Below are 17,425 nucleotides of genomic sequence, written 5' to 3' on the forward strand. Positions count from 1 at the left end.
CCGCCGGAGCCTGCATCAGCAGCCAAGCTTCGCGGCGAGGTCCTGGAAATCCCGGCCCACCGCGTCCCAAGCCTCGCTCGGCGCGACGTCGGTCGCCTGGCCCGGCCCGTGCTCGGTCGGCCGCGGCACGAAGGCGGTGGCCAGCCCCGCCGCGCGTGCCGCCTTCAGGTCGCCGTTATGCGCCGCCACCAGGCAGAGCTCGTCGCGGCGGATGCCCAGCACCTCGGCAGTGCGCGTATACGCTTCGGGCTGCGGCTTGTAGGCCTGCACCACCTCGGCGCCGAGGACGGCGTCCCAGGGAATGCCGGCGCGCTTCGCCATGTTGGTCATCAGCGCGATGTTGCCGTTCGACAGCGGCGCGATGATGAAGCGGCGCTTGAGCCTGGTCAGCCCCGCCACCGCCTCCGGCCAGGGGTCAAGCCGGTGCCAGGCGCGGTTGAGGTCGTCGAGCGCCGCCTCCCCCAGCTGGGCTGGGTCGATGCCGTGGTCCTGCAGCACGCCGTCCAGGTTCTCCCGGTGCAGCACGTCCAGCCGCGTCCAGGGGCGGCGGCCGCTGCGGCATTCCTCCATCGCCGGCTGGTAGCGGCGGCGCCAGGCATCGGCGAAGGCGCGCGGGTCGATGTCCTGCCGGCCGAGCTGCGCCAGCACCGGCGCGGCGTCGCGGGCGATGCCCTCGCGCCAATCGACCACGGTGCCGAAGACGTCGAAGACCAAGGCCTTCACGCTGTCGAAGCGGCTCACTGCGCATTCTCCTGCGCCCATTTGGCGTCGAAGTCCCACACCTCGGGGAAGCCCATCAGCTCGGTCATCCGCTTGAAGCCGTAGCTCTCGCCGATCGCCGTGCTGTCGCCGGTGGCTTTCAGATGCGCATAGGCCTTCTCCAGCGCCGCAGCGGCGGCGAGGAAGCCGATCGCGGGGTAGATCGCCATGCCGTAGCCGATCTCGGCCAGGCGGGCGGCGGGCAGGATCGGCGTGCGGCCGCCTTCCACCATGTTGGCCAGCAGCGGCTTGCTGATTGCCTTGCCGATCGCCTGCATCTCGGCCTCGCTCTCCGGGCTCTCGATGAAGATGATGTCGGCGCCGGCTTCCTCGAACATCTTGCCGCGGCGGATTGCCTCCTCGAGGCCGAGCGTGGTCCGGGCATCGGTGCGGGCGACGATCAGCATGTTCGGGTCGCGCCGGGCCTCGGCCGCGACGCGGATCTTCAGCACCATCTCCTCGGCCGGGATGACGCGGCGGCCCGGCGTATGGCCGCATTTCTTCGGCATCTCCTGGTCCTCCAGCTGGATGCCGGAGACGCCGGCGGCCTCGTAGCCCATCACGGTGTGGCGGACGTTGAGCAGCCCGCCATAGCCGGTATCGGCATCGGCGATCACCGGCGTGCGGCAGCCGCGCGCCATGGCGCCGACGCGGCCGACCATGTCGGTGTAGGTGGCGATGCCGGCATCGGCGACGCCCAGATGCGAGGCGACGGTGCCGAAGCCCGTCACGTAGAGGCAATCGAAGCCCATGCCGTCCGCCACCTTGGCGGAGATCATGTCGAAGATGCCGGGGGCGACGACGAAGCGGCGCGCGGCGAAGGCGGCCTTGAGGCGCGGATCGGCCATGTCTGTTGTCCTACTGCTCTTTCTTGATGTGTCCCGCGGCGGCGGCCGCGGCCCAGAGCCGGTCTTCCCGCTGCGCCGCCTGCATCAGGCCCGCGGCGGGGCGGAGATCGGGCTCGATCCCCATGGCGGTGAAGCGCTGCTGCAGGGTCGGATCGGCGAAGGCGCGGCCCAGCGCCTCCTGCAGCCTGGCCACCACCGCCTCCGGCAGGCCGGCCGGGCCATAGAGCCCGACCCAGCCGGAGAGGTCGAAATCCGCCACGCCCTGTTCCTGGGCTGTCGGAACATCCGGGAAGAAGGGCGTTCGCGTCGAGGTCGAGACAGCCAGCACCCGCACCCGCCCGGTCTGCATATGCGGCATGGCGCTGGCGGTGCTGGTCCAGCCGACCGGCAGGTGGCCGGCGACGATGTCGTTCATCAGCTGGCCGCCGGAGCGGTACTGCACGTCCGCCATCTCGACATCGGCGCGGCGGGCCAGCTCCTGCCCGATGAAGGAGGAGAGGGATTCCGTGCTGCCGGTGCCGACCTTGCCGGGGTTGCGCCGGGCGTAGTCCAGCATCGCGCGCAGGTCGGCATAGGGCTGCGCCGCGCCGGTCACCAGCACCATGGTGTTCCGCGACAGCAGCGCAACCGGGGTGAAGTCCTTGATTGGATCATAGGGCAGGGATGGCAGGAAGTAGCGGTTGGCGACATGGGTCGAGACGACCGCCATCAGCGTGTGCCCGTCCGGTTCCGCCCGTGTCACGAGCTCCGAGCCGATGACGCCGGCGCCGCCCGCCCGGTTCTCCACCACCACGGGTTGCGGCAAGGCGGGGCGCAGCGCCTCGGCGATGGCGCGGCCCAGCAGGTCGGTCCCGCCGCCGGGGGCGTAGGGGACGATCAGCCGGATCGGCCGGCTCGGCCAGGCCTGCGCCAGGGCGGGCGCCCGGGTGGAAAAGGCGAGCAGGGCAGGGACGGCCAGCAGCCTGCGGCGGCCGAGGGGCATGGATCGTTCTCTCCCGGTTCGGGCGCGAGTATCGGGCGGCACGGCACGGATGCAAGGCCCGGGCTTCCGTGGCAGGATGCGGACGGTAGAAACAGGAGACAGCCATGCCCGATGCCAGCGGCCGCCCCATGGCGGCCAGCGCCGTCGCCGAGATCGAGGCGGTGATCCAGACCTATTTCGACGGCCTTTATGAAGGCGATGCCGAAAAGCTCGCCGCCGCCTTCCATCCGGTCAGCCATTTGTACTGCGAGAAGGATGGCGGTGTGGTCGACGTGCCGCGCGAGGCGTGGTTCGAGGCGGTTCGCAAGCGCGAGAGCGCTGCCAGCAAGGGCCTCGACCGCGACGACCGAATCCTGATGATGGATATCAGCGGGCCGGAGACGGCCTTCGTGAAGGTCGCCTGCCAATTGCCGCCGCGCTACTTCACCGATTACCTCGTGCTGAACCGGACCACCGAGGGTTGGCGGATCGTCAGCAAGATCTACCGCGCGGAGATTAGGGGCTGAGCGGAGGAAGCCTCCTCCCGCCGGTCCACCAGGCCGGCGGGCGTAGCGCAGCGATGCGTCGCCGTCCTGTCGGCGTGCCGCATGCGCCAGGACGGCATGCGCGCCTTCTTCAGCCGGCACCCCGGCGTGCACCGGGGGGGGGGGCGGCAGGTTGCGCCGTCCCTGCCAGTCCACGCGCACGGCGTGCAGCACCGGCGTCAGCGCGGCGAGATGATGGTGCACTTCGCCGCCGCATCCATCTTGAGGCCGAAGGGCCGCCGGTGCGGACCGTGCCGCAGGGCGCGCCTGGCCGAATGCCTTCTCAATGCAATGCCGCGCCTCGTCAGGGCATCGAAGGTCGGGCAGGCGGAGGCAGGCGTCGCGCCACGGTTCAGCGATGATCAGCAGCACGTTCCTGCAACGGGCCGTGCGGATTGCGTCCCGGCATCGCCTTCGGTAACGTCCGTGCACGTCTACTTAATGCGAATGGCAGCACCATGACTGACCCCCGGCTGCAGCGCATCACCGAACTGCTGACCCTGCGGGCCGAGGGCCAGTACGGCCTGTCCGACATCAACCAGAAGCAGCATGCGCTCCAATCCGGCTGGTTGGCCGAGCGGCAGGGCTGCACCGATGCACTGATCACCGCCAGCCTACTGCACGACATCGGCCACATGGTCCACGAGCTTGGTGAAAGTCCGGCCGAAGCGGGGATCGACGACCTGCACGAGGTGCGAGGCCATGAATTCCTGGCCGGCTGCTTCGGGCCGGAGGTGACCGAGCCGGTACGGCTGCATGTCGCTGCAAAGCGCTACCTCTGCGGCACAGAGCCGGACTATTTCGCGAAGCTTTCGAAGGATTCGGTGCTCAGCCTGTCGCTGCAGGGCGGTCCGATGTCGGCCGAGGAAGTTGCCGACTTCGCGGCGCTGCCAGGGGCGCAGGATGCCATCCGGCTGCGCCGTTTCGACGAGCAGGCCAAGGTGAAAGGCCTGGAGACGCCGCCGGTCGAGCATTTCCTGCCCTGTGTCGCGCGCTGCCTGAAGCCGACCGCCTTGAGCGGTGCCGTCGCGTCGCCGCGGATCGTCTTCAGCCGGCCAGTCGATGTCCGACGGGGCTAAATATTGGTCAAGCGACTGCCCCCTACCGCCCGGCCTGGTCCTCATCATATCCTCGCCGCAAATAGCCCGCCCCGGCCGGGGCGCGTGGGGGGGCAATCCATGGCCAAGCTGACCATCAACGGGCGCGTACACGAGGTGCAGGTCGATCCCGAGACACCGCTGCTCTGGGTCATCCGTGAGCAGATCGGCCTGACCGGCACCAAATATGGTTGCGGTATCGCGCAATGCGGCGCCTGCACCGTGCATGTGGACGGCGTCGCCACGCGGTCCTGCTCCATGCCTGTCTCGGCGGTGACCGAGGCGCAGAGGATCACCACGATCGAGGGCCTCTCGCCCGATGGCAGCCACCCCGTGCAGAAGGCCTGGGTCGCGCTCGACGTGCCGCAATGTGGATACTGCCAATCGGGCATGATCATGGCCGCGGCCGCGCTCCTGGCCGAGACACCGAAGCCCTCGGTCGCGGACATCCGCGCCGGGATCACCAATATCTGTCGCTGCGGCACCTACAACCGGGTCCAGGCCGCCATCCAGCAGGCCGCCGGCATCAGCGCGGCAGGCTGAGGGGGAACGCCACCATGAACGCGATCGCACCGCTTTCCCGCCGCGGCTTCTTCTCCGTCTCGGCCGCCGCCGGCGCCTTCACGCTTGGCATCCGTGCCCCGCTGGCGCAAACCGCCTCCTTGCCCGGCGCGACCTTCGGCGGCGTGCCGGAGATCAATGCCTGGGTCGTCGTGAAGCCAGACGACAGCGTCGTCATCCGCATCGCCCGGTCCGAGATGGGGCAGGGCACGCTGACCGGCCTCGCCCAGCTGGTGGCCGAAGAACTGGATTGCGACTGGGCCAAGGTCACCACCGAATACCCGACCCCTGGCCAGAACCTAGCGCGTAACCGTGTCTGGGGTGACTTCTCGACCGGCGGCAGCCGCGGGATTCGTGAATCCAACGAATATGTCCGCAAGGGCGGCGCCGCGGCGCGGATGATGCTGGTGCAGGCGGCCGCCGATGCCTGGGGCGTGGCTGCGGCCGAGTGCCGCGCGGCAAAGAGCGTGGTGACCCATACCGCCTCAGGCCGTACCGCCACCTATGGCAGTCTGGCCGTCGCGGCGGCGAAGCTGACGCCGCCCGCGACCATTGCGCTGAAAGACCCGAAGGACTGGACCATCGCCGGCAAGCCGCTGCCGCGGTTGGACACGGTGGACAAGACCACCGGCAAGCAGGTCTACGGCGCCGACCTGAAGTTGCCGGGCATGCTCAATGCCTCGATCCGCGACTGCCCGGTCTTCGGCGGCAAGCTGAAGGGCTTCGACGAGGCCGCGGCGATGGCAAGGCCGGGCGTGAGGAAGGTGGTCCGGGTCGGCGAGAGCGCTGTCGCCGTGGTCGCCGAGACCTGGTGGCAGGCGAACACCGCGCTCGATGCTTTGAAGATTGAATGGGATGCGGGGTCGAACCAGGCTGTCTCCCAGGCGACCATCGATGCGACGCTGAAGGAAGGGTTGGGCGCCGCGGAAGCCTTCGTCGGCAACAAGGCAGGCGACGCCCGGGCGGCGCTGCCCAAGGCGGCGAAGACGGTGGAGGCGACCTACACCTTCCCCTTCCAGAACCACGCGACGATGGAGCCGATGAACGCGACCGCGGTCTGGAACGCCGATCGCTGCGAGGTCTGGTGCCCGACCCAGAATGGCGAGGCTTCGCTGGCCGCCGCCGCCGAGGCTGCCGGGCTGCGCCCGGCGCAATGCGAGGTGCACAAGACGCTGCTCGGCGGCGGCTTCGGCCGGCGGGGGTGGCAGGACTTCGTGCGCCAGGCAGTGGCGATCGCCAAGGAAATGCCGGGGACGCCCGTGAAGCTGCTTTGGTCGCGGGAGGAGGACATGCTGCATGGCCGATACCACCCGATCACCGCCTGCAAGCTGACCGCCGGGCTCGATCCGCAGGGCAATCTCGATAGCCTGCACATGCGCATCTCCGGCCAGTCCATCATCGCCGGCATCGCGCCGCAGATGCTGCAGGGCGGTGCCGATAGCCGGGTTTTCCAGGGATTGAACCCGGGCGGTGCGGAAGGCGCCTTCGGCTACGCCGTGCCGAACCTGCTGATCGACCACGCCATGCGCAACCCGCATGTGCCACCGGGTTTCTGGCGCGGCGTGAACGTCAACCAGAACGCCGTCTACATGGAATGTTTCATCGACGAGGTGGCGCAAGCCGCCGGCAAGGATCCGCTGGACTTCCGCCGCGCCCTCCTCAAGGGCAGCCCGAAGCACTTGGCAGTGCTGAACGCCGTGGCGGAGAAGGGCGGCTGGGGCAAGCCGGCGCCGGCCGGACGGCATCGCGGCTTGGCGCAGATCATGGGCTATGGCAGCTATGTCGCGGCCTGCGCCGAGGTTACGGTTTCCCCGGCCGGAGAGGTGACGATCCACAAGATCACCGCGGCAACGGATTGCGGCCATGCCGTCAATCCGCAGCAGATCGCGGCGCAGATCGAGGGCTCCTTCGCCTATGGCCTGACGGCGATGCTCTATGGCGAGTGCACCGTGAAGGACGGTGCCATGGAGCAGGCCAACTTCGATACCTACCCGATCATGCGGTTGGCGGAGATGCCGGCGGTCGAGAGCATCGTCATGCCCTCGGGCGGCTTCTGGGGTGGTGTCGGCGAGCCGACCATCGCGGTCGCGGCACCTGCAGTGCTGAATGCGATCTTCGCCGCGACCGGCAAGCGGGTGCGGCAGTTGCCGCTGAAGCACGCCGACCTGCGGAGGGCGTGAGGCGAATCCTCGCGGCGCTCCTCCTGCTGCTCGGGGGCGGGGTGGCCGCAGCGCCGGTGGTGGTAGGCGATGCCATCCCGGCCTCGCTCACCGGCTCGCCGGGGGATGCGGCGCGCGGCCGCGCCATTGTGCTGGACCGGCAGCGCGGGCTTTGCCTGCTCTGCCACAGCGGCCCCTTCCCGAAGGAACGGTTCCAGGGCGACCTGGCACCCAACCTGGCGGGGGCCGGGGCGCGGCTGAGCGAGGGGCAGTTGCGCCTGCGGATGGTGGATGGGCGGCAGCTCAACCCCGATACCATCATGCCTTCCTATTTCAGCTTGGACGGGCTGGTGCGCGTTGGCCGGGCGTGGCAGGGCCGGACGGTGCTGACCGCGGAGGAGATCGAGGATGTCGTCGCCTTCCTGGCCGGGTTGCGTGACTGATCGTCGGGCGCTGATCGGCGGCCTGCTGGCCGTGATGCTGGTGCGGCCCACAGCGGCAACGCCGGAGGCGCTGGAGGAGGCGATTCTCGACTTCACCAAGGGCACGGCGCCCCAGGTGGGCGGGGTCGTGCTTGACATCCCGCCACTGGTCGAGAACGGCAATACCGTACCGGTCTCTGTCGAGGTGGAGAGCCCAATGACCGAGGCTGAGCATGTCCGCGCCATCGGCTTGTTCAACGAGCGCAATCCGCTGCCGCACGTCCTGACCGCGAAGCTTGGCCCCTGGTCCGGCGAGGCGCGGATCGGCACGCGCATCCGCCTGTCCAACACCCAGCGCCTGGTGGCCGTCGCGGCCATGAGCGACGGCAGCTACCGTTTCGGCGAGGCACAGGTGATCGTCACCCTTGCCGCCTGCGTGGAGGGCTGAACCATGGCGCGCACGCTGCTTCGCGTTCCTGCCACCGTGACCCGCGGCGAGGTAGTGGAGATCCGCACGTTGATCCAGCACCCGATGGAGACCGGCTTCCGCTCAGGCGAGAACGGCAGGATGCTGTCGCGCGACATCATCCGGCGCTTCACCTGCCTCTACAACAACCGGCCGGTCTTCGAGGCGGAACTGCATCCGGCAATTGCCGCCAACCCTTATCTGACCTTCACCCTGCGCGTGGACGAAAGCGGGATCCTCGCTTTCACTTGGGAGGGCGACAATGGCTTTTCACAGACCGAGACCCGCACGCTGACGGTGGCATGAGGCAACTGGCGGCCGCAGCACTGGCGGCGCTGACGCTGGGGGCCGCGCCGCGCTCGGGCTTCGAGACGATGACGCCGGAGCTGCAGGCGATGCAGCGCGACGACCTGGCCAATCCCGGTATGCTGTACGTGGCGGACGGCGAGGCGCTCTGGGCCCAGGAGGGCTGCGGGTCCTGCCATGCGGTCGCCGCCATGCGCGGCGTCGCGGCGCGCTATCCAGCGCTCGACGCGGCGAGCCAAACACCGATCGATTTGACCGACCGCATCGCGCAGTGCCGGGAAGCGCGCCAGGGTAAGCCGGCGTTGCCTCCCGAGGCTGCACCGATGCTGGCGCTGGCCGCTTTCGTCGCGCATCAGTCGCGCGGGATGCCGTTGCAGCCCGACGCACAGCTGGAAGGTGCCCGTCGGCAGGGAGAGGCGCTGTTCCGCGAGCGGCGCGGCCAGCTCAACCTGTCCTGCGCGCAGTGCCACGACGACAATGCCGGACGGAAACTGGCGGGCAGCACCATTCCCGAGGGGCATGCCAACGGCTACCCGCTCTATCGCCTCGAATGGCAGGGCCTTGGATCGCTGCAACGGCGCCTGCGCAACTGCATCGCCGGCGTGCGCTCGGAGCCCTACCCACCCGGCGCGCCGGAATACGTCGCGCTCGAGGCCTATCTGGCGGCGCGCGCCCGCGGGCTGGTGGTGGAATCGCCTGCGGTGCGGCCTTAGCTGCCGACAGCCGCTCGCGTCCAGGCGCAAACGCGCGCCGCTATGGCCGGTCGTTTTCAGAGCAGGTTCACGTGCCCGGTCCTTTACGCCCCCCCGCAACCTGCTCTAGCTGTTCGGCCGTAGCAAATAGGGCGCGCCCGACCTTTCGCAGATGCCGCGAATCAGCTCGTCCAACGTATCCGGCACCGGCACGCCCTCGGCCAGCCGCTTGGCACGCATGATGTCCTCCGGCTCGCCCGGCACCAGCACCGGCTCGGCCGGTTCGGCCGGCGGCGTTGCGTGCAACACGTCGAGGATGTCGTCCAGGTCGCCCTCGAAGGCACTTTCCTCGCGGAAGGCCTTCGGGTCGAGGGCGAGAAAGAAGTGGCCGATATTCTGCGGCTGGTCCGGCGTCCAGGTCCGCTTGTGGATCGGCGAGAAGGCGGCGCCGACCAGCGTGCCGCCGAGGATATGCACCAGCATCGCCAAGCCGTAGCCCTTGGCGCTGCCCTGGTTCTCCGTGCCGCCGAGCGGGGTGATGCCGCCCTCCTTGCGGTCGAAGACATAGGCATTGCCTTCGTGCGGGTCGGTGATGGCCTGGCCGGTGCCGTCCACCACCCAGCCGGGCGGCAGCGGCGCGTCGTTCAGGTGATGCACTTTCACCTTGCCGGCGGCGACGGTGGTGGTCGCCATGTCCAGCACGAAGGGCGGGTTGCGCTTGGCCGGCGCGGCGAAGGCCAGCGGGTTGGTGCCCAGCACTGGCATGGCGGCGCGGGTCGGCACCATGGTGATGCCCTGGGCCGAGCTGGTGACCATGCCGATGACGCCGCGTGCCGCGGCGATGCGCGCATAGGCGCCGGCGGCGCCGAAATGATGGCTGTTCACCACGCCGACCACGCCGATGCCGTGCTGCAGCGCCTTGTCCACCGCCATGTTCATCGCCAGGGCGGAAACCGGATGGCCGAGCCCATTACCAGCATCGAGCAACGCGGTCGGCCCGGTGTCACGCGCGACGCGCGGTTGCGCCTGCATCTGCAACCGCCCGGCCTTCACACCCTGCTCGTAGGTCATCAGCATCGACAGGCCATGGCTGTCGACGCCCATCAGGTCGGTCTCGACCATGATGTGCGCGGTGGTCCTGGCGTGGTCGTCCGGCATGCCCCAGGCCGTCAGGATGACGTGGATCTGCGCCCGGATGGCGTCTGCCTGCACGGGCCGGCCGGATGTGACGTTCTTGGCCATCGTCTTCCTTCCCTTGAAGTCATTCAGTCGACGCGGGCGCCGGTCGCCTTCACGATCGGCACCCAGCGGTCGATCTCGCTGGCGATGAAGGCGCGGGTCTTCTCGGGAGTCATACCTTCGGGGATGGTGTTGCCGAGCTGGAGCAGCCGGTCCCGCACCGCCGGCACGCGCAGCGCCTCGGAGATTTGCTCGTAGAGGAACTGCCGGATCACGAGCGGCGTGCCAAGTGTCGTGCTCCAGGGCGTCCAAGTGGTTGCCTGGTACTCCGGCAGTCCGGCCTCGGCACTGGTCGGCAGCTCGGGCGCCATGGGGGAACGGTCGGGCGTTGCGATAACGATGCCGCGCACCGTGCCGGCCTTGAGATGGTCCGAGAGGAAGGAGATCGTGTCAGCCTGGAAGGCCGTGCGGCCGGCGGCCAAGTCGGTGAAGGCAGCGGCGGAGCCGCGATAGGGCACGTGCTGCGCCTGCACACCTAACAACTGCACCAGCATGGCCCCTGCGATGTGCCCGGTCGTGCCATTGCCGGAGGAGCCGTAGTCATACTTGCCCGGATTGGCCGCCAGCAGGTTGCGGAACTCGGTCAACGTCTTCACGCCGAGGCTCGGCTGCACCGCGACTGCAATCGCAGAATGGCTGGAGATGGTCACATGGTCGACGCCTGTCAGCGGATGCACCCGCAGCCGCTCCCCGTAGAGGCCGACATTCAGCGTGTGCGAGCCGAGCGCGCCGACCAGCAGCGTGTAGCCGTCGGGCGGCGTCGCCGCGACCGTCTCGAAAGCGACGGTGCCGCCGCCGCTCGGCCGGTTCTCCACCACGAACTGCTGGCCGAGCTGGGCCGAAAGCTGCGACGCGACCAGCCGTGCGTTCAGGTCGGCATTTCCGCCGGGGGCGAGCGCCACGACGATCCGCACCGGCCGGTTCGGATAGTCCGTGCCGGGCGCGCGCGGCTGTGCGGCCGCGGTGCCGGCCAGCGCCAGAAGCAGGGCTAGGGTGCGAGCGATCATGCCGTGCCTCCCATGGAATGTTCGAGCACGCCGACCTTCTCCACCTCCAGCCTCAGCCGGTCACCTGGCTTCAGGTAGACCGGCGGGCTGCGGAAATGCCCGACCCCGGCCGGCGTGCCGGTGGCGATGACGTCGCCCGGCTGTAGCGCCACGAACCGGGACAGCCAAGCGATCAGCGTGGCCACGGGGAAGATCAGGTCGCGGGTATTCCCGTGCTGCACTTCCTCCCCGTTGAGGTGGCAGGTCAGGCCGAGCGCCCAGGGCTCGCCCACCTCCTCCGCCGTGACGATCCAGGGCCCCATCGGGCAGAAGCCGTCGAGGCCCTTGCCGAAGCTGGTCATGCCGATCGGGTGGTCGAATTGCAGGGCGCGGTCGGTCAGGTCATTCAGCACGGTGTAGCCCGCGACATGGTCGAGCGCTTGGCCCTCGCTGACCTGCCAGGCCGGGCGCCCGATGACGACGGCCAGCTCCACCTCCCAGTCCGGCTTCAGCGCCGCGGCGGGGATGCGCACCACGTCGCCCGGGCCGCTGACCGAGGATGTGGGCTTGAGGAAGATACGCGGCGCCACCAGCTTCGGCCCGCCGACCTCCTTCGCATGGTCGGCATAGTTACGCCCGACCCCGAGGATCTTGCCGGGCAGCAACGGCGCGCGCAGCCGCACGGTGGACACGGGCCGGCGGAGCGCTGCATTCTCCGGCCGCGCCGCAAAGGCCAGCGCGCGGGTCGCCTGCACCATGGCCGCCTCGCCGGCAGCCAGCAGCCCCCGCATCGCAGCGGGTAATGCAAGCGGCGGCTCACTTGCCGCGGTACAAGCCGCGTCTAATGCAGGCTGAAATTCCACCACGCTATCGCCGAGCACGGCGCCGATGCGCTGGGTGCCCTCGGCGAGGAAGGTAACCAGCTTCATCTCAAGCAGCCAGCGATGCGTAGTCGCGCGTCGCCATGACCTGCACCCGCAGGATGTAGCGCGGCTCCTCCGGCCCGTAATCGGCGGCGGCGTTGTGCACCGTACCGATATTATCCCACATCAGCAGATCGCCCGGCGCCCAGGAATGGCTATAGAGGTATTTTTCCTGCGCCTGGTGACGGAAGAGGTATTCCAGCATCGCGTCGCTCTCTGCCGGCTCCAGCCCCTCGATCCGCATGGCATAGCCGGGGTTGCAATACAGCACGCGGCGGCCGGTGATCGGGTGGGTGCGGAAGATCGGCTGCGGCACCGGCGGCTTCTTCGCCCGCTGCTCCGGCGTCAGCGGCTTGCGGATGCTGCCCGGACGCGTCCGCATCACCTCCCAGAACTTCTCGAAGTCGTGGATGGCAATGCGGCCTTCCAGCCGCTGCACCACCTCGGTCGGCAGATCGTCGTAGGCCGCGTGCATGTTGCGGAACTGCGTGTCGCCCAGCGGCCGGCCGTCCCGCATCGGGATCGTCTTCGCGTGCAATGCATTGGCCAGGGCGATGTCGTGCGAATAGGACATGTCGGTGTGCCAGCCCTGGCCGGCATCGTGCAGGCCGACCGGCTTGCCCTCGGCATCCCTCATGTTCGAGAGGATCATCACCTCCGGATGTCCCGGCGCATGGAACAGGTTGGCAACGTTCACCTCAAGATCGCCGAAGCGGCTGCCGAATTCCGACAGTTGCGCCGCTTCCAGTTCCTGCCCGGGGAAGCAGAGCACGCCGTACTGCCCCAGCGCCCGCAACAGGGTGCGGAAGTCCGGCTGGGTCAGCGGCGCCGCCAGGTCGATTCCTTCGACCCGCGCGCCGAGGCCGGCATTGTTCGGCGTGATGCGCATCTTCGTTTCCTCCAGGGGATGGAGAGTCGGGCAGCGCCCGGCCGCGGTCAAGCTTGCGCGGCGCCCGGCTGCGCCGCAGCATCGGCGCAACGGTGCGGAGGGGCGGCAATGCGGATCGGACGGCGGGCGATCTTGGGGACGGTGCTGGCGGCGCCGGCGCTGGCCGCGACGGATTATCCCACGCGCCCCGTGCGGCTTGTCGTCGGCTACCCGGCCGGCGGCAGCACGGACCTCGTCGCCCGGCTGCTGGCGGAGCGGCTGTTCAAGGCTTGGGGCCAGCCGGTCACAGTGGAGAACCGCGGCGGTGCCGCCGGGACGCTTGGCGCCGACCTGGTCGCCAAGGCTGCACCGGATGGCTACACGCTGCTGGTCGGCGCCTCGGCCGAGATGGCGATCGCCCGCGCGGTGATGCGCGCCATTCCCTACCAGCCGGAGGATTTCGCGCCGGTCGCGCTGCTGACCGAGCAGCCCTTCCTTGTGCTGGTCAATGCCGCCCAGCCGGTGGGGAGCCTGGCCGAGCTGGTCGCGCTGGCGCGGCAACGGCCGGGGATGTTGAACTACGCGTCGCACGGCACCGGCACGGCGAACCACCTGCTGAGCGAGCTGCTGCGGGTCGAGACCGGCATCGCCATCACTCACATTCCTTATCGCGGTGGAGGACCGGCGATGACCGACTTGATGTCCGGCCAAGTGCAGATGCTGCTGGACGTCATCCCCTCCGCCCTGCCGCACCTGCTCTCGGGCCGCATCCGGGCACTGGCGCTCTGCCGCACCACGCGCTCCGCCACCCTGGCCGGGGTGCCGACGACGGCGGAGGCCGGCTTTCCCTTCCTCGCCGGCAGCACTTGGTCGACCCTGGTCGCGCCGGCGCGGACGCCGGAGCCGGTGCTGGCCCGGATCGGCGAGACCGTGCAGGCGGCGGTGCGGGAGGTGCTGACCGATGCCTTTCGCGAGCGCGGGCTGGAGCCGCTCGGCGGCGATGCCGCCGCGGCGCGCGCCTTCATCGCGGCGGAACAGACGAAGTGGCAGCGGATCGCCTCGCGCACGGGCGTGCAGCCGGAATGACCCAGCGGGTCATTGTCGTCGGCGCCGGCATCGTCGGGCTCTGCGTCGCTTGGCACCTGGCGCGGTCCGGCGCCGCCGTCACGGTGCTGGACGGGGAAGCGCCGGGCAGCGGCGCCTCCTCCGGCAATGCCGGGGCGATCAGTGCCGGCTCGGTCGCGCCGCTGGCTATGCCGGGCGTGCTGAAACAGGTGCCGGGCATGCTGTTGGATCCGGCCGGCGCGTTGCACATCCCGCCGGCCTATGCGCTGCGTGCCGCGCCCTGGCTGATGCGCTTCGTCGCCAGCGCTCGCCCGGCCCGCATCGCCGCCATTGCCGAGGCGCTGTCTGGCCTGCTCGGCAACGCCATGGAGGAGCACCGGCGCATCCTGGCCGAGGAAGGCGCGCTCGACCTGATCCGCGAGACCGGGCAGCTCTATCTGTACCGGGACCGCGCGCAATACGCTAAGGATGCCGGCGGCTGGGCACTGCGGCAGCGGCACGGCATGCGAATCGAGTTCCTCGAAGGGAAGGAAGCGGTCCGCGAGCTCGAGCCCGACATGCAGGGTGACTACGCGCTCGGCCTGTTGATTCCGGAGCAGGGCAGCAGCGTGAACCCGCACCGGCAGGCGCAGGTGGTGGCGCGCGGCGTGGAGCGGCTGGGCGGCACGATCCGGCGGGGGGCGGTGCGCGCACTGCTGACCGAGGCTGGCCGCGTGACAGGCGTGGCGACCACGTCAGACCCCATCGCGGCGGACCAGGTAGTGCTGGCCGCCGGCGCTTGGTCGGCCCGGGTGCTGGCGCCACTCGGGCTTCGAGTGCCGCTGGAAACCCAGCGCGGCTACCACGTCATGCTGCCCGATGCCGGGATCACGCTGCAGCGCCCGGTGGTACCGGCCGACCGGAAGGTCTTCATCTCGCCAATGGATGTTGGGCTTCGGGTTGCCGGCACAGTGGAATTCGGCGGGCTGGAAGCACCACCGACGCCGCGCCGGGCGGCACTGCTGCTGGACGATTTAGCGAAGGTCTTCCCGCAGGCCCGCATCAAGGGCGCTGCGGGCCACTGGATGGGCCATCGCCCTTGCTTGCCGGACAGCCTGCCCGTGCTGGGGCCAGTGAAGTCCTGGCCTGGCCTTTGGTGCGCCTTTGGGCACGGGCATCTCGGCCTGACCGGCTCGGCACCGACCGGGGCGCTGCTGGCGCGGGCCATGCTCGGTCCGGCACCCAATCTCGACCTCGCGCCCTTCACAATCGAGCGCTTCGGCTAGAGCGCCGTGCGTCATCATCTGAACGATATCCACAGTGCCGGAACCACGCGCTGGCGTCGTCTGGGGTGATGGTGTCGAGCGCGTCGGGAACGGCGGTGTCTAGGGTCTCGATGCTGCGGGCACCGGCTTGGCGCAGGCGCTCCTTCATCGTCGCCCAGGCCTGCTCGATCGGGTTGAGGTCGGGCGAGTGGGGCGGCAGGTAACGGCGCTTGAGACCGGCTTGGTCGAGCGCCCGCCGCGCGGCGGCCGCCTTGTGCGGGGCGAGGTTGTCCATGACCAGAACGGCGCCGGGGCGGGCCTTCAGGGCGGGTGCCAGCACCTGCTCGACGAAAGCGACGAGGACGGCGGTGCTGGTTGCCGCCGCGACCGTCATGACGGCGACCATGCCGTCGGGGGCGATCGCGCCGAGGATGGTCAGCCGTCGCCAGTGCCCGCCGGGCACCCGTCCGATGGCCCGCTTGCCTCTCGGCGCCCGAGCGTGGCTGCGGGTCATGCGGGTGTCGATGCCGCTCTCATCGAGGAAGACCAACTGCCGAAGATCGGCCCCGGCGAGCATCTCCTCGTGCCACGCGTCACGCGCGGCGAGGACGTCGGGTCGGTCCTGCTCGGCGGCGTGCAGCGTCCTTTTTGCGCGGCAGGTCGAGCCGCAGCAGCGCCCGGCTGAGCGTGCTCGGGTCGAAGCGCCGGCCGCCCGTCCGCTCGGCCAGCCTCTCCGCATACTGCGCGAGGGTCGCGTCGTTCTGCTCGGCCACGAGGTCGCGCAGGACCGCGGGATCGGTGCCGCCGAGCATGGCTTGGCCGCTGCCGCCCCTGCGCGGCGCCCGCTGGCCGGAGCGCGCCAGCCTCAGCCAGACGCTCACCGTCCCGAGCGAGACCGCGAACCGCTCCGCCAACACTCGCTGGCTGCCCTCACGCCGCTCATGTGCCGACAGCAACCGCTCCCGAAGATCCACCGACAAGGCCATGGCGTCCCAGCCTCCAAAGCAGATTAAAACACCGCCCCGCATCAAGCGCTCAAACCACTTCACACGGCTCCCTAGGTGTGCAGTCCCGGGGTGTAGTGGTGCGTTCTCGCGCGAGCAGGAGAACGCTCTATGGCAGCAGGTCTTCACGGCTCGGCCCGAACGACGCCGCGAGTTCAAGCCGGTTGAACGTATACGTTCAACCAAACGTCGCAAGCGTCGACCCGCGTCCTGGCCGCCCAGTACCACCTAAACCCCAAGACCGTGCGGAAATGGCGTGGCCGGACCGGCACCGCTGATGCACCCGTGGGGCCGCGGCAGCCCCGAAGCAGCGTCCTCACGGGTTCAAGGCACTGCCTTGAACGAGGAGGCGATCGTCGTCGAGTTCCGACGCCGCACCCTGCTACCCCTCGATGATGTCCTCGGCTGCTTGCGGGAGACCATCCCGGCGCTCAGCCGCTCGGCGCTGCACCGCTGCCTGGTCCGCCATGGGATCTCCCGGCTGCCGCAGCCCGAGCAGACAGCGTCAAAGCGCAAACGCTTTGCCGAAACCGCCATCGGCTACGTCCACATCGACGTCTGCGAGTTGCGCCTGGCCGAGGGCAAGCTCTTCATGTTCCTCGCCATCGACAGGGTCTCGAAGCTCACCCACGCCGCCTTCCTCGATGCCAATACAAAGCTGAACGGCGCCGCGTTCCTGCGGGAGGTGATCCAGGCCTTCCCGTACCAGATCCACACCGTGCTGACCGACAACGGCATGGCCTTCGCCGATCTGCCGAAGAACCGCGGTCGCCATGCCACCATGGTGGCCATCTTCGGCGGTCACATCTTCGACCGGGTCTGCGACGAGCACGGCATCGAGCATCGGCTGACCAAGCCCTACCATCCCTGGACCAACGGTCAGGCCGAGCGGATGAACCGAACCATCAAGGACGCCACCACCAAGGCCTTCCACTACCCCGACCTCGACGCCCTTAAGGCCCATATCATGGCCTTTGTCACGGCCTACAACTTCGCCAAGCACCTCAAAGCACTACGATGGCGAACCCCGTTCCAGGCCATCCGCCACGCCTGGGCCAAAGACCCGGACATCTTCAAAATCAACCCGCACCACCCCATCCCGGGACCAAATATCTAGAGCAGATGGTAGAACGGCGTGAACGCCCGAACGCCTGAAACCTTTCTGAAAACTAGGCCCCGTTAGCGCCTGAACGCTGCGGCGTTGATGGCGTTGGGCCGCCTTTGTGAAGGGGCGGCAGTGGTTCTCACGGATGAGCAATGGGCGGTGCTGGAGCCGCTGG

General features: G+C 69.3%; 19 protein-coding genes and 1 pseudogene. 11 read left to right on the plus strand and 9 right to left on the minus strand.

The window, feature by feature from the left end; genetic code table 11:
- Positions 1-15 precede the first annotated feature (15 nt).
- The 3 genes from E2C06_RS08845 to E2C06_RS08855 are packed head-to-tail and all read right to left on the minus strand — an operon-like array spanning position 16 to position 2,589.
- On the minus strand, positions 16-741 hold the full coding sequence (locus tag E2C06_RS08845) for a haloacid dehalogenase type II (RefSeq protein ID WP_241671185.1): 726 nt from the start codon (positions 739-741) through the stop codon (positions 16-18).
- Positions 738-1,607 (minus strand): isocitrate lyase/PEP mutase family protein, encoded by an 870-nt coding sequence (locus tag E2C06_RS08850; RefSeq protein ID WP_133288233.1) that lies wholly within the window; start codon positions 1,605-1,607, stop codon positions 738-740. Before E2C06_RS08850 ends, E2C06_RS08845 begins: the two co-directional genes overlap by 4 nt.
- Positions 1,608-1,617: 10 nt before the next feature.
- Entirely contained in the window at positions 1,618-2,589 is a 972-nt protein-coding gene (locus E2C06_RS08855; protein ID WP_133288234.1) for a Bug family tripartite tricarboxylate transporter substrate binding protein, read from the minus strand.
- A 104-nt stretch (positions 2,590-2,693) separates the two neighbouring features.
- Here E2C06_RS08855 and E2C06_RS08860 point away from each other — a divergent pair, with 104 nt between their 5' ends.
- The 8 genes from E2C06_RS08860 (at position 2,694) to soxA (ending at position 8,837) form a co-directional block, all read left to right on the plus strand.
- Complete coding sequence (locus E2C06_RS08860) at positions 2,694-3,095, plus strand: nuclear transport factor 2 family protein (RefSeq protein ID WP_206664480.1); 402 nt, start codon at positions 2,694-2,696, stop codon at positions 3,093-3,095.
- Between the two features lie 476 nt (positions 3,096-3,571).
- Positions 3,572-4,192: an HD domain-containing protein gene (locus tag E2C06_RS08865; protein WP_193560438.1), complete on the plus strand. Its 621-nt coding sequence runs from the start codon at positions 3,572-3,574 to the stop codon at positions 4,190-4,192.
- Positions 4,193-4,291: 99 nt separating this feature from the next.
- Positions 4,292-4,753, plus strand: coding sequence for a (2Fe-2S)-binding protein (locus tag E2C06_RS08870; RefSeq protein WP_133288235.1), 462 nt, complete (start codon positions 4,292-4,294; stop codon positions 4,751-4,753).
- Positions 4,754-4,767: 14 nt separating this feature from the next.
- Positions 4,768-6,951 carry a xanthine dehydrogenase family protein molybdopterin-binding subunit gene (locus tag E2C06_RS08875; RefSeq protein WP_133288236.1) on the plus strand — a complete coding sequence of 728 codons (2,184 nt, stop codon included), beginning with the start codon at positions 4,768-4,770 and terminating at the stop codon, positions 6,949-6,951.
- Positions 6,948-7,373, plus strand: coding sequence for a sulfur oxidation c-type cytochrome SoxX (gene soxX, locus E2C06_RS08880; RefSeq protein ID WP_133288237.1), 426 nt, complete (start codon positions 6,948-6,950; stop codon positions 7,371-7,373). Before E2C06_RS08875 ends, soxX begins: the two co-directional genes overlap by 4 nt.
- Positions 7,366-7,800 (plus strand): SoxY-related AACIE arm protein, encoded by a 435-nt coding sequence (locus E2C06_RS08885; protein WP_241671186.1) that lies wholly within the window; start codon positions 7,366-7,368, stop codon positions 7,798-7,800. The genes soxX and E2C06_RS08885 overlap by 8 nt, the downstream gene beginning before the upstream one ends.
- A 3-nt stretch (positions 7,801-7,803) precedes the next feature.
- The gene (gene soxZ, locus E2C06_RS08890) at positions 7,804-8,124 is read left to right on the plus strand and encodes a thiosulfate oxidation carrier complex protein SoxZ (RefSeq protein WP_133288239.1); all 321 of its coding nucleotides are present in this window, start codon (positions 7,804-7,806) and stop codon (positions 8,122-8,124) included.
- Positions 8,121-8,837 (plus strand): sulfur oxidation c-type cytochrome SoxA, encoded by a 717-nt coding sequence (gene soxA, locus E2C06_RS08895; RefSeq protein ID WP_133288240.1) that lies wholly within the window; start codon positions 8,121-8,123, stop codon positions 8,835-8,837. The genes soxZ and soxA overlap by 4 nt, the downstream gene beginning before the upstream one ends.
- 105 nt (positions 8,838-8,942) lie before the next feature.
- Here soxA and E2C06_RS08900 read toward each other — a convergent pair whose 3' ends face one another.
- Genes E2C06_RS08900 through E2C06_RS08915 form a run of 4 tightly spaced genes read right to left on the minus strand, consistent with a single transcriptional unit; the run spans position 8,943 to position 12,853 of the window.
- Entirely contained in the window at positions 8,943-10,058 is a 1,116-nt protein-coding gene (locus E2C06_RS08900; protein ID WP_133288241.1) for an Ldh family oxidoreductase, read from the minus strand.
- A gap of 23 nt (positions 10,059-10,081) precedes the next feature.
- On the minus strand, positions 10,082-11,062 hold the full coding sequence (locus E2C06_RS08905; protein ID WP_133288242.1) for a Bug family tripartite tricarboxylate transporter substrate binding protein: 981 nt from the start codon (positions 11,060-11,062) through the stop codon (positions 10,082-10,084).
- Positions 11,059-11,970, minus strand: a complete 912-nt coding sequence (locus tag E2C06_RS08910; RefSeq protein ID WP_133288243.1) for a fumarylacetoacetate hydrolase family protein — start codon at positions 11,968-11,970, stop codon at positions 11,059-11,061. The genes E2C06_RS08905 and E2C06_RS08910 overlap by 4 nt, the downstream gene beginning before the upstream one ends.
- 1 nt (position 11,971) lies before the next feature.
- Positions 11,972-12,853 carry a TauD/TfdA dioxygenase family protein gene (locus E2C06_RS08915; RefSeq protein WP_133288244.1) on the minus strand — a complete coding sequence of 294 codons (882 nt, stop codon included), beginning with the start codon at positions 12,851-12,853 and terminating at the stop codon, positions 11,972-11,974.
- A gap of 108 nt (positions 12,854-12,961) precedes the next feature.
- On the opposite strand from E2C06_RS08915, the gene E2C06_RS08920 reads away from it, so the two are divergent.
- A complete protein-coding gene (locus E2C06_RS08920) occupies positions 12,962-13,918 on the plus strand; it encodes a Bug family tripartite tricarboxylate transporter substrate binding protein (protein WP_165982288.1) in 957 nt (318 codons plus the stop codon).
- Positions 13,915-15,162: an NAD(P)/FAD-dependent oxidoreductase gene (locus tag E2C06_RS08925; RefSeq protein WP_133288246.1), complete on the plus strand. Its 1,248-nt coding sequence runs from the start codon at positions 13,915-13,917 to the stop codon at positions 15,160-15,162. Before E2C06_RS08920 ends, E2C06_RS08925 begins: the two co-directional genes overlap by 4 nt.
- On the opposite strand, the gene E2C06_RS08930 is transcribed toward E2C06_RS08925, so the two are convergent.
- Positions 15,140-15,781 carry an IS630 family transposase gene (locus E2C06_RS08930; RefSeq protein WP_241671188.1) on the minus strand — a complete coding sequence of 214 codons (642 nt, stop codon included), beginning with the start codon at positions 15,779-15,781 and terminating at the stop codon, positions 15,140-15,142. The genes E2C06_RS08925 and E2C06_RS08930 overlap by 23 nt on opposite strands.
- Positions 15,735-16,127, minus strand: a complete 393-nt coding sequence (locus tag E2C06_RS39225) for a hypothetical protein (RefSeq protein ID WP_241671187.1) — start codon at positions 16,125-16,127, stop codon at positions 15,735-15,737. Before E2C06_RS39225 ends, E2C06_RS08930 begins: the two co-directional genes overlap by 47 nt.
- A gap of 129 nt (positions 16,128-16,256) precedes the next feature.
- Here E2C06_RS39225 and E2C06_RS08935 point away from each other — a divergent pair.
- A pseudogene (locus tag E2C06_RS08935) lies at positions 16,257-17,262 on the plus strand (IS481 family transposase).
- Positions 17,263-17,425: the final 163 nt, after the last annotated feature.

The sequence above is a fragment of the Dankookia rubra genome (assembly GCF_004355005.1).
Lineage (GTDB): Bacteria > Pseudomonadota > Alphaproteobacteria > Acetobacterales > Acetobacteraceae > Paracraurococcus > Paracraurococcus ruber_A.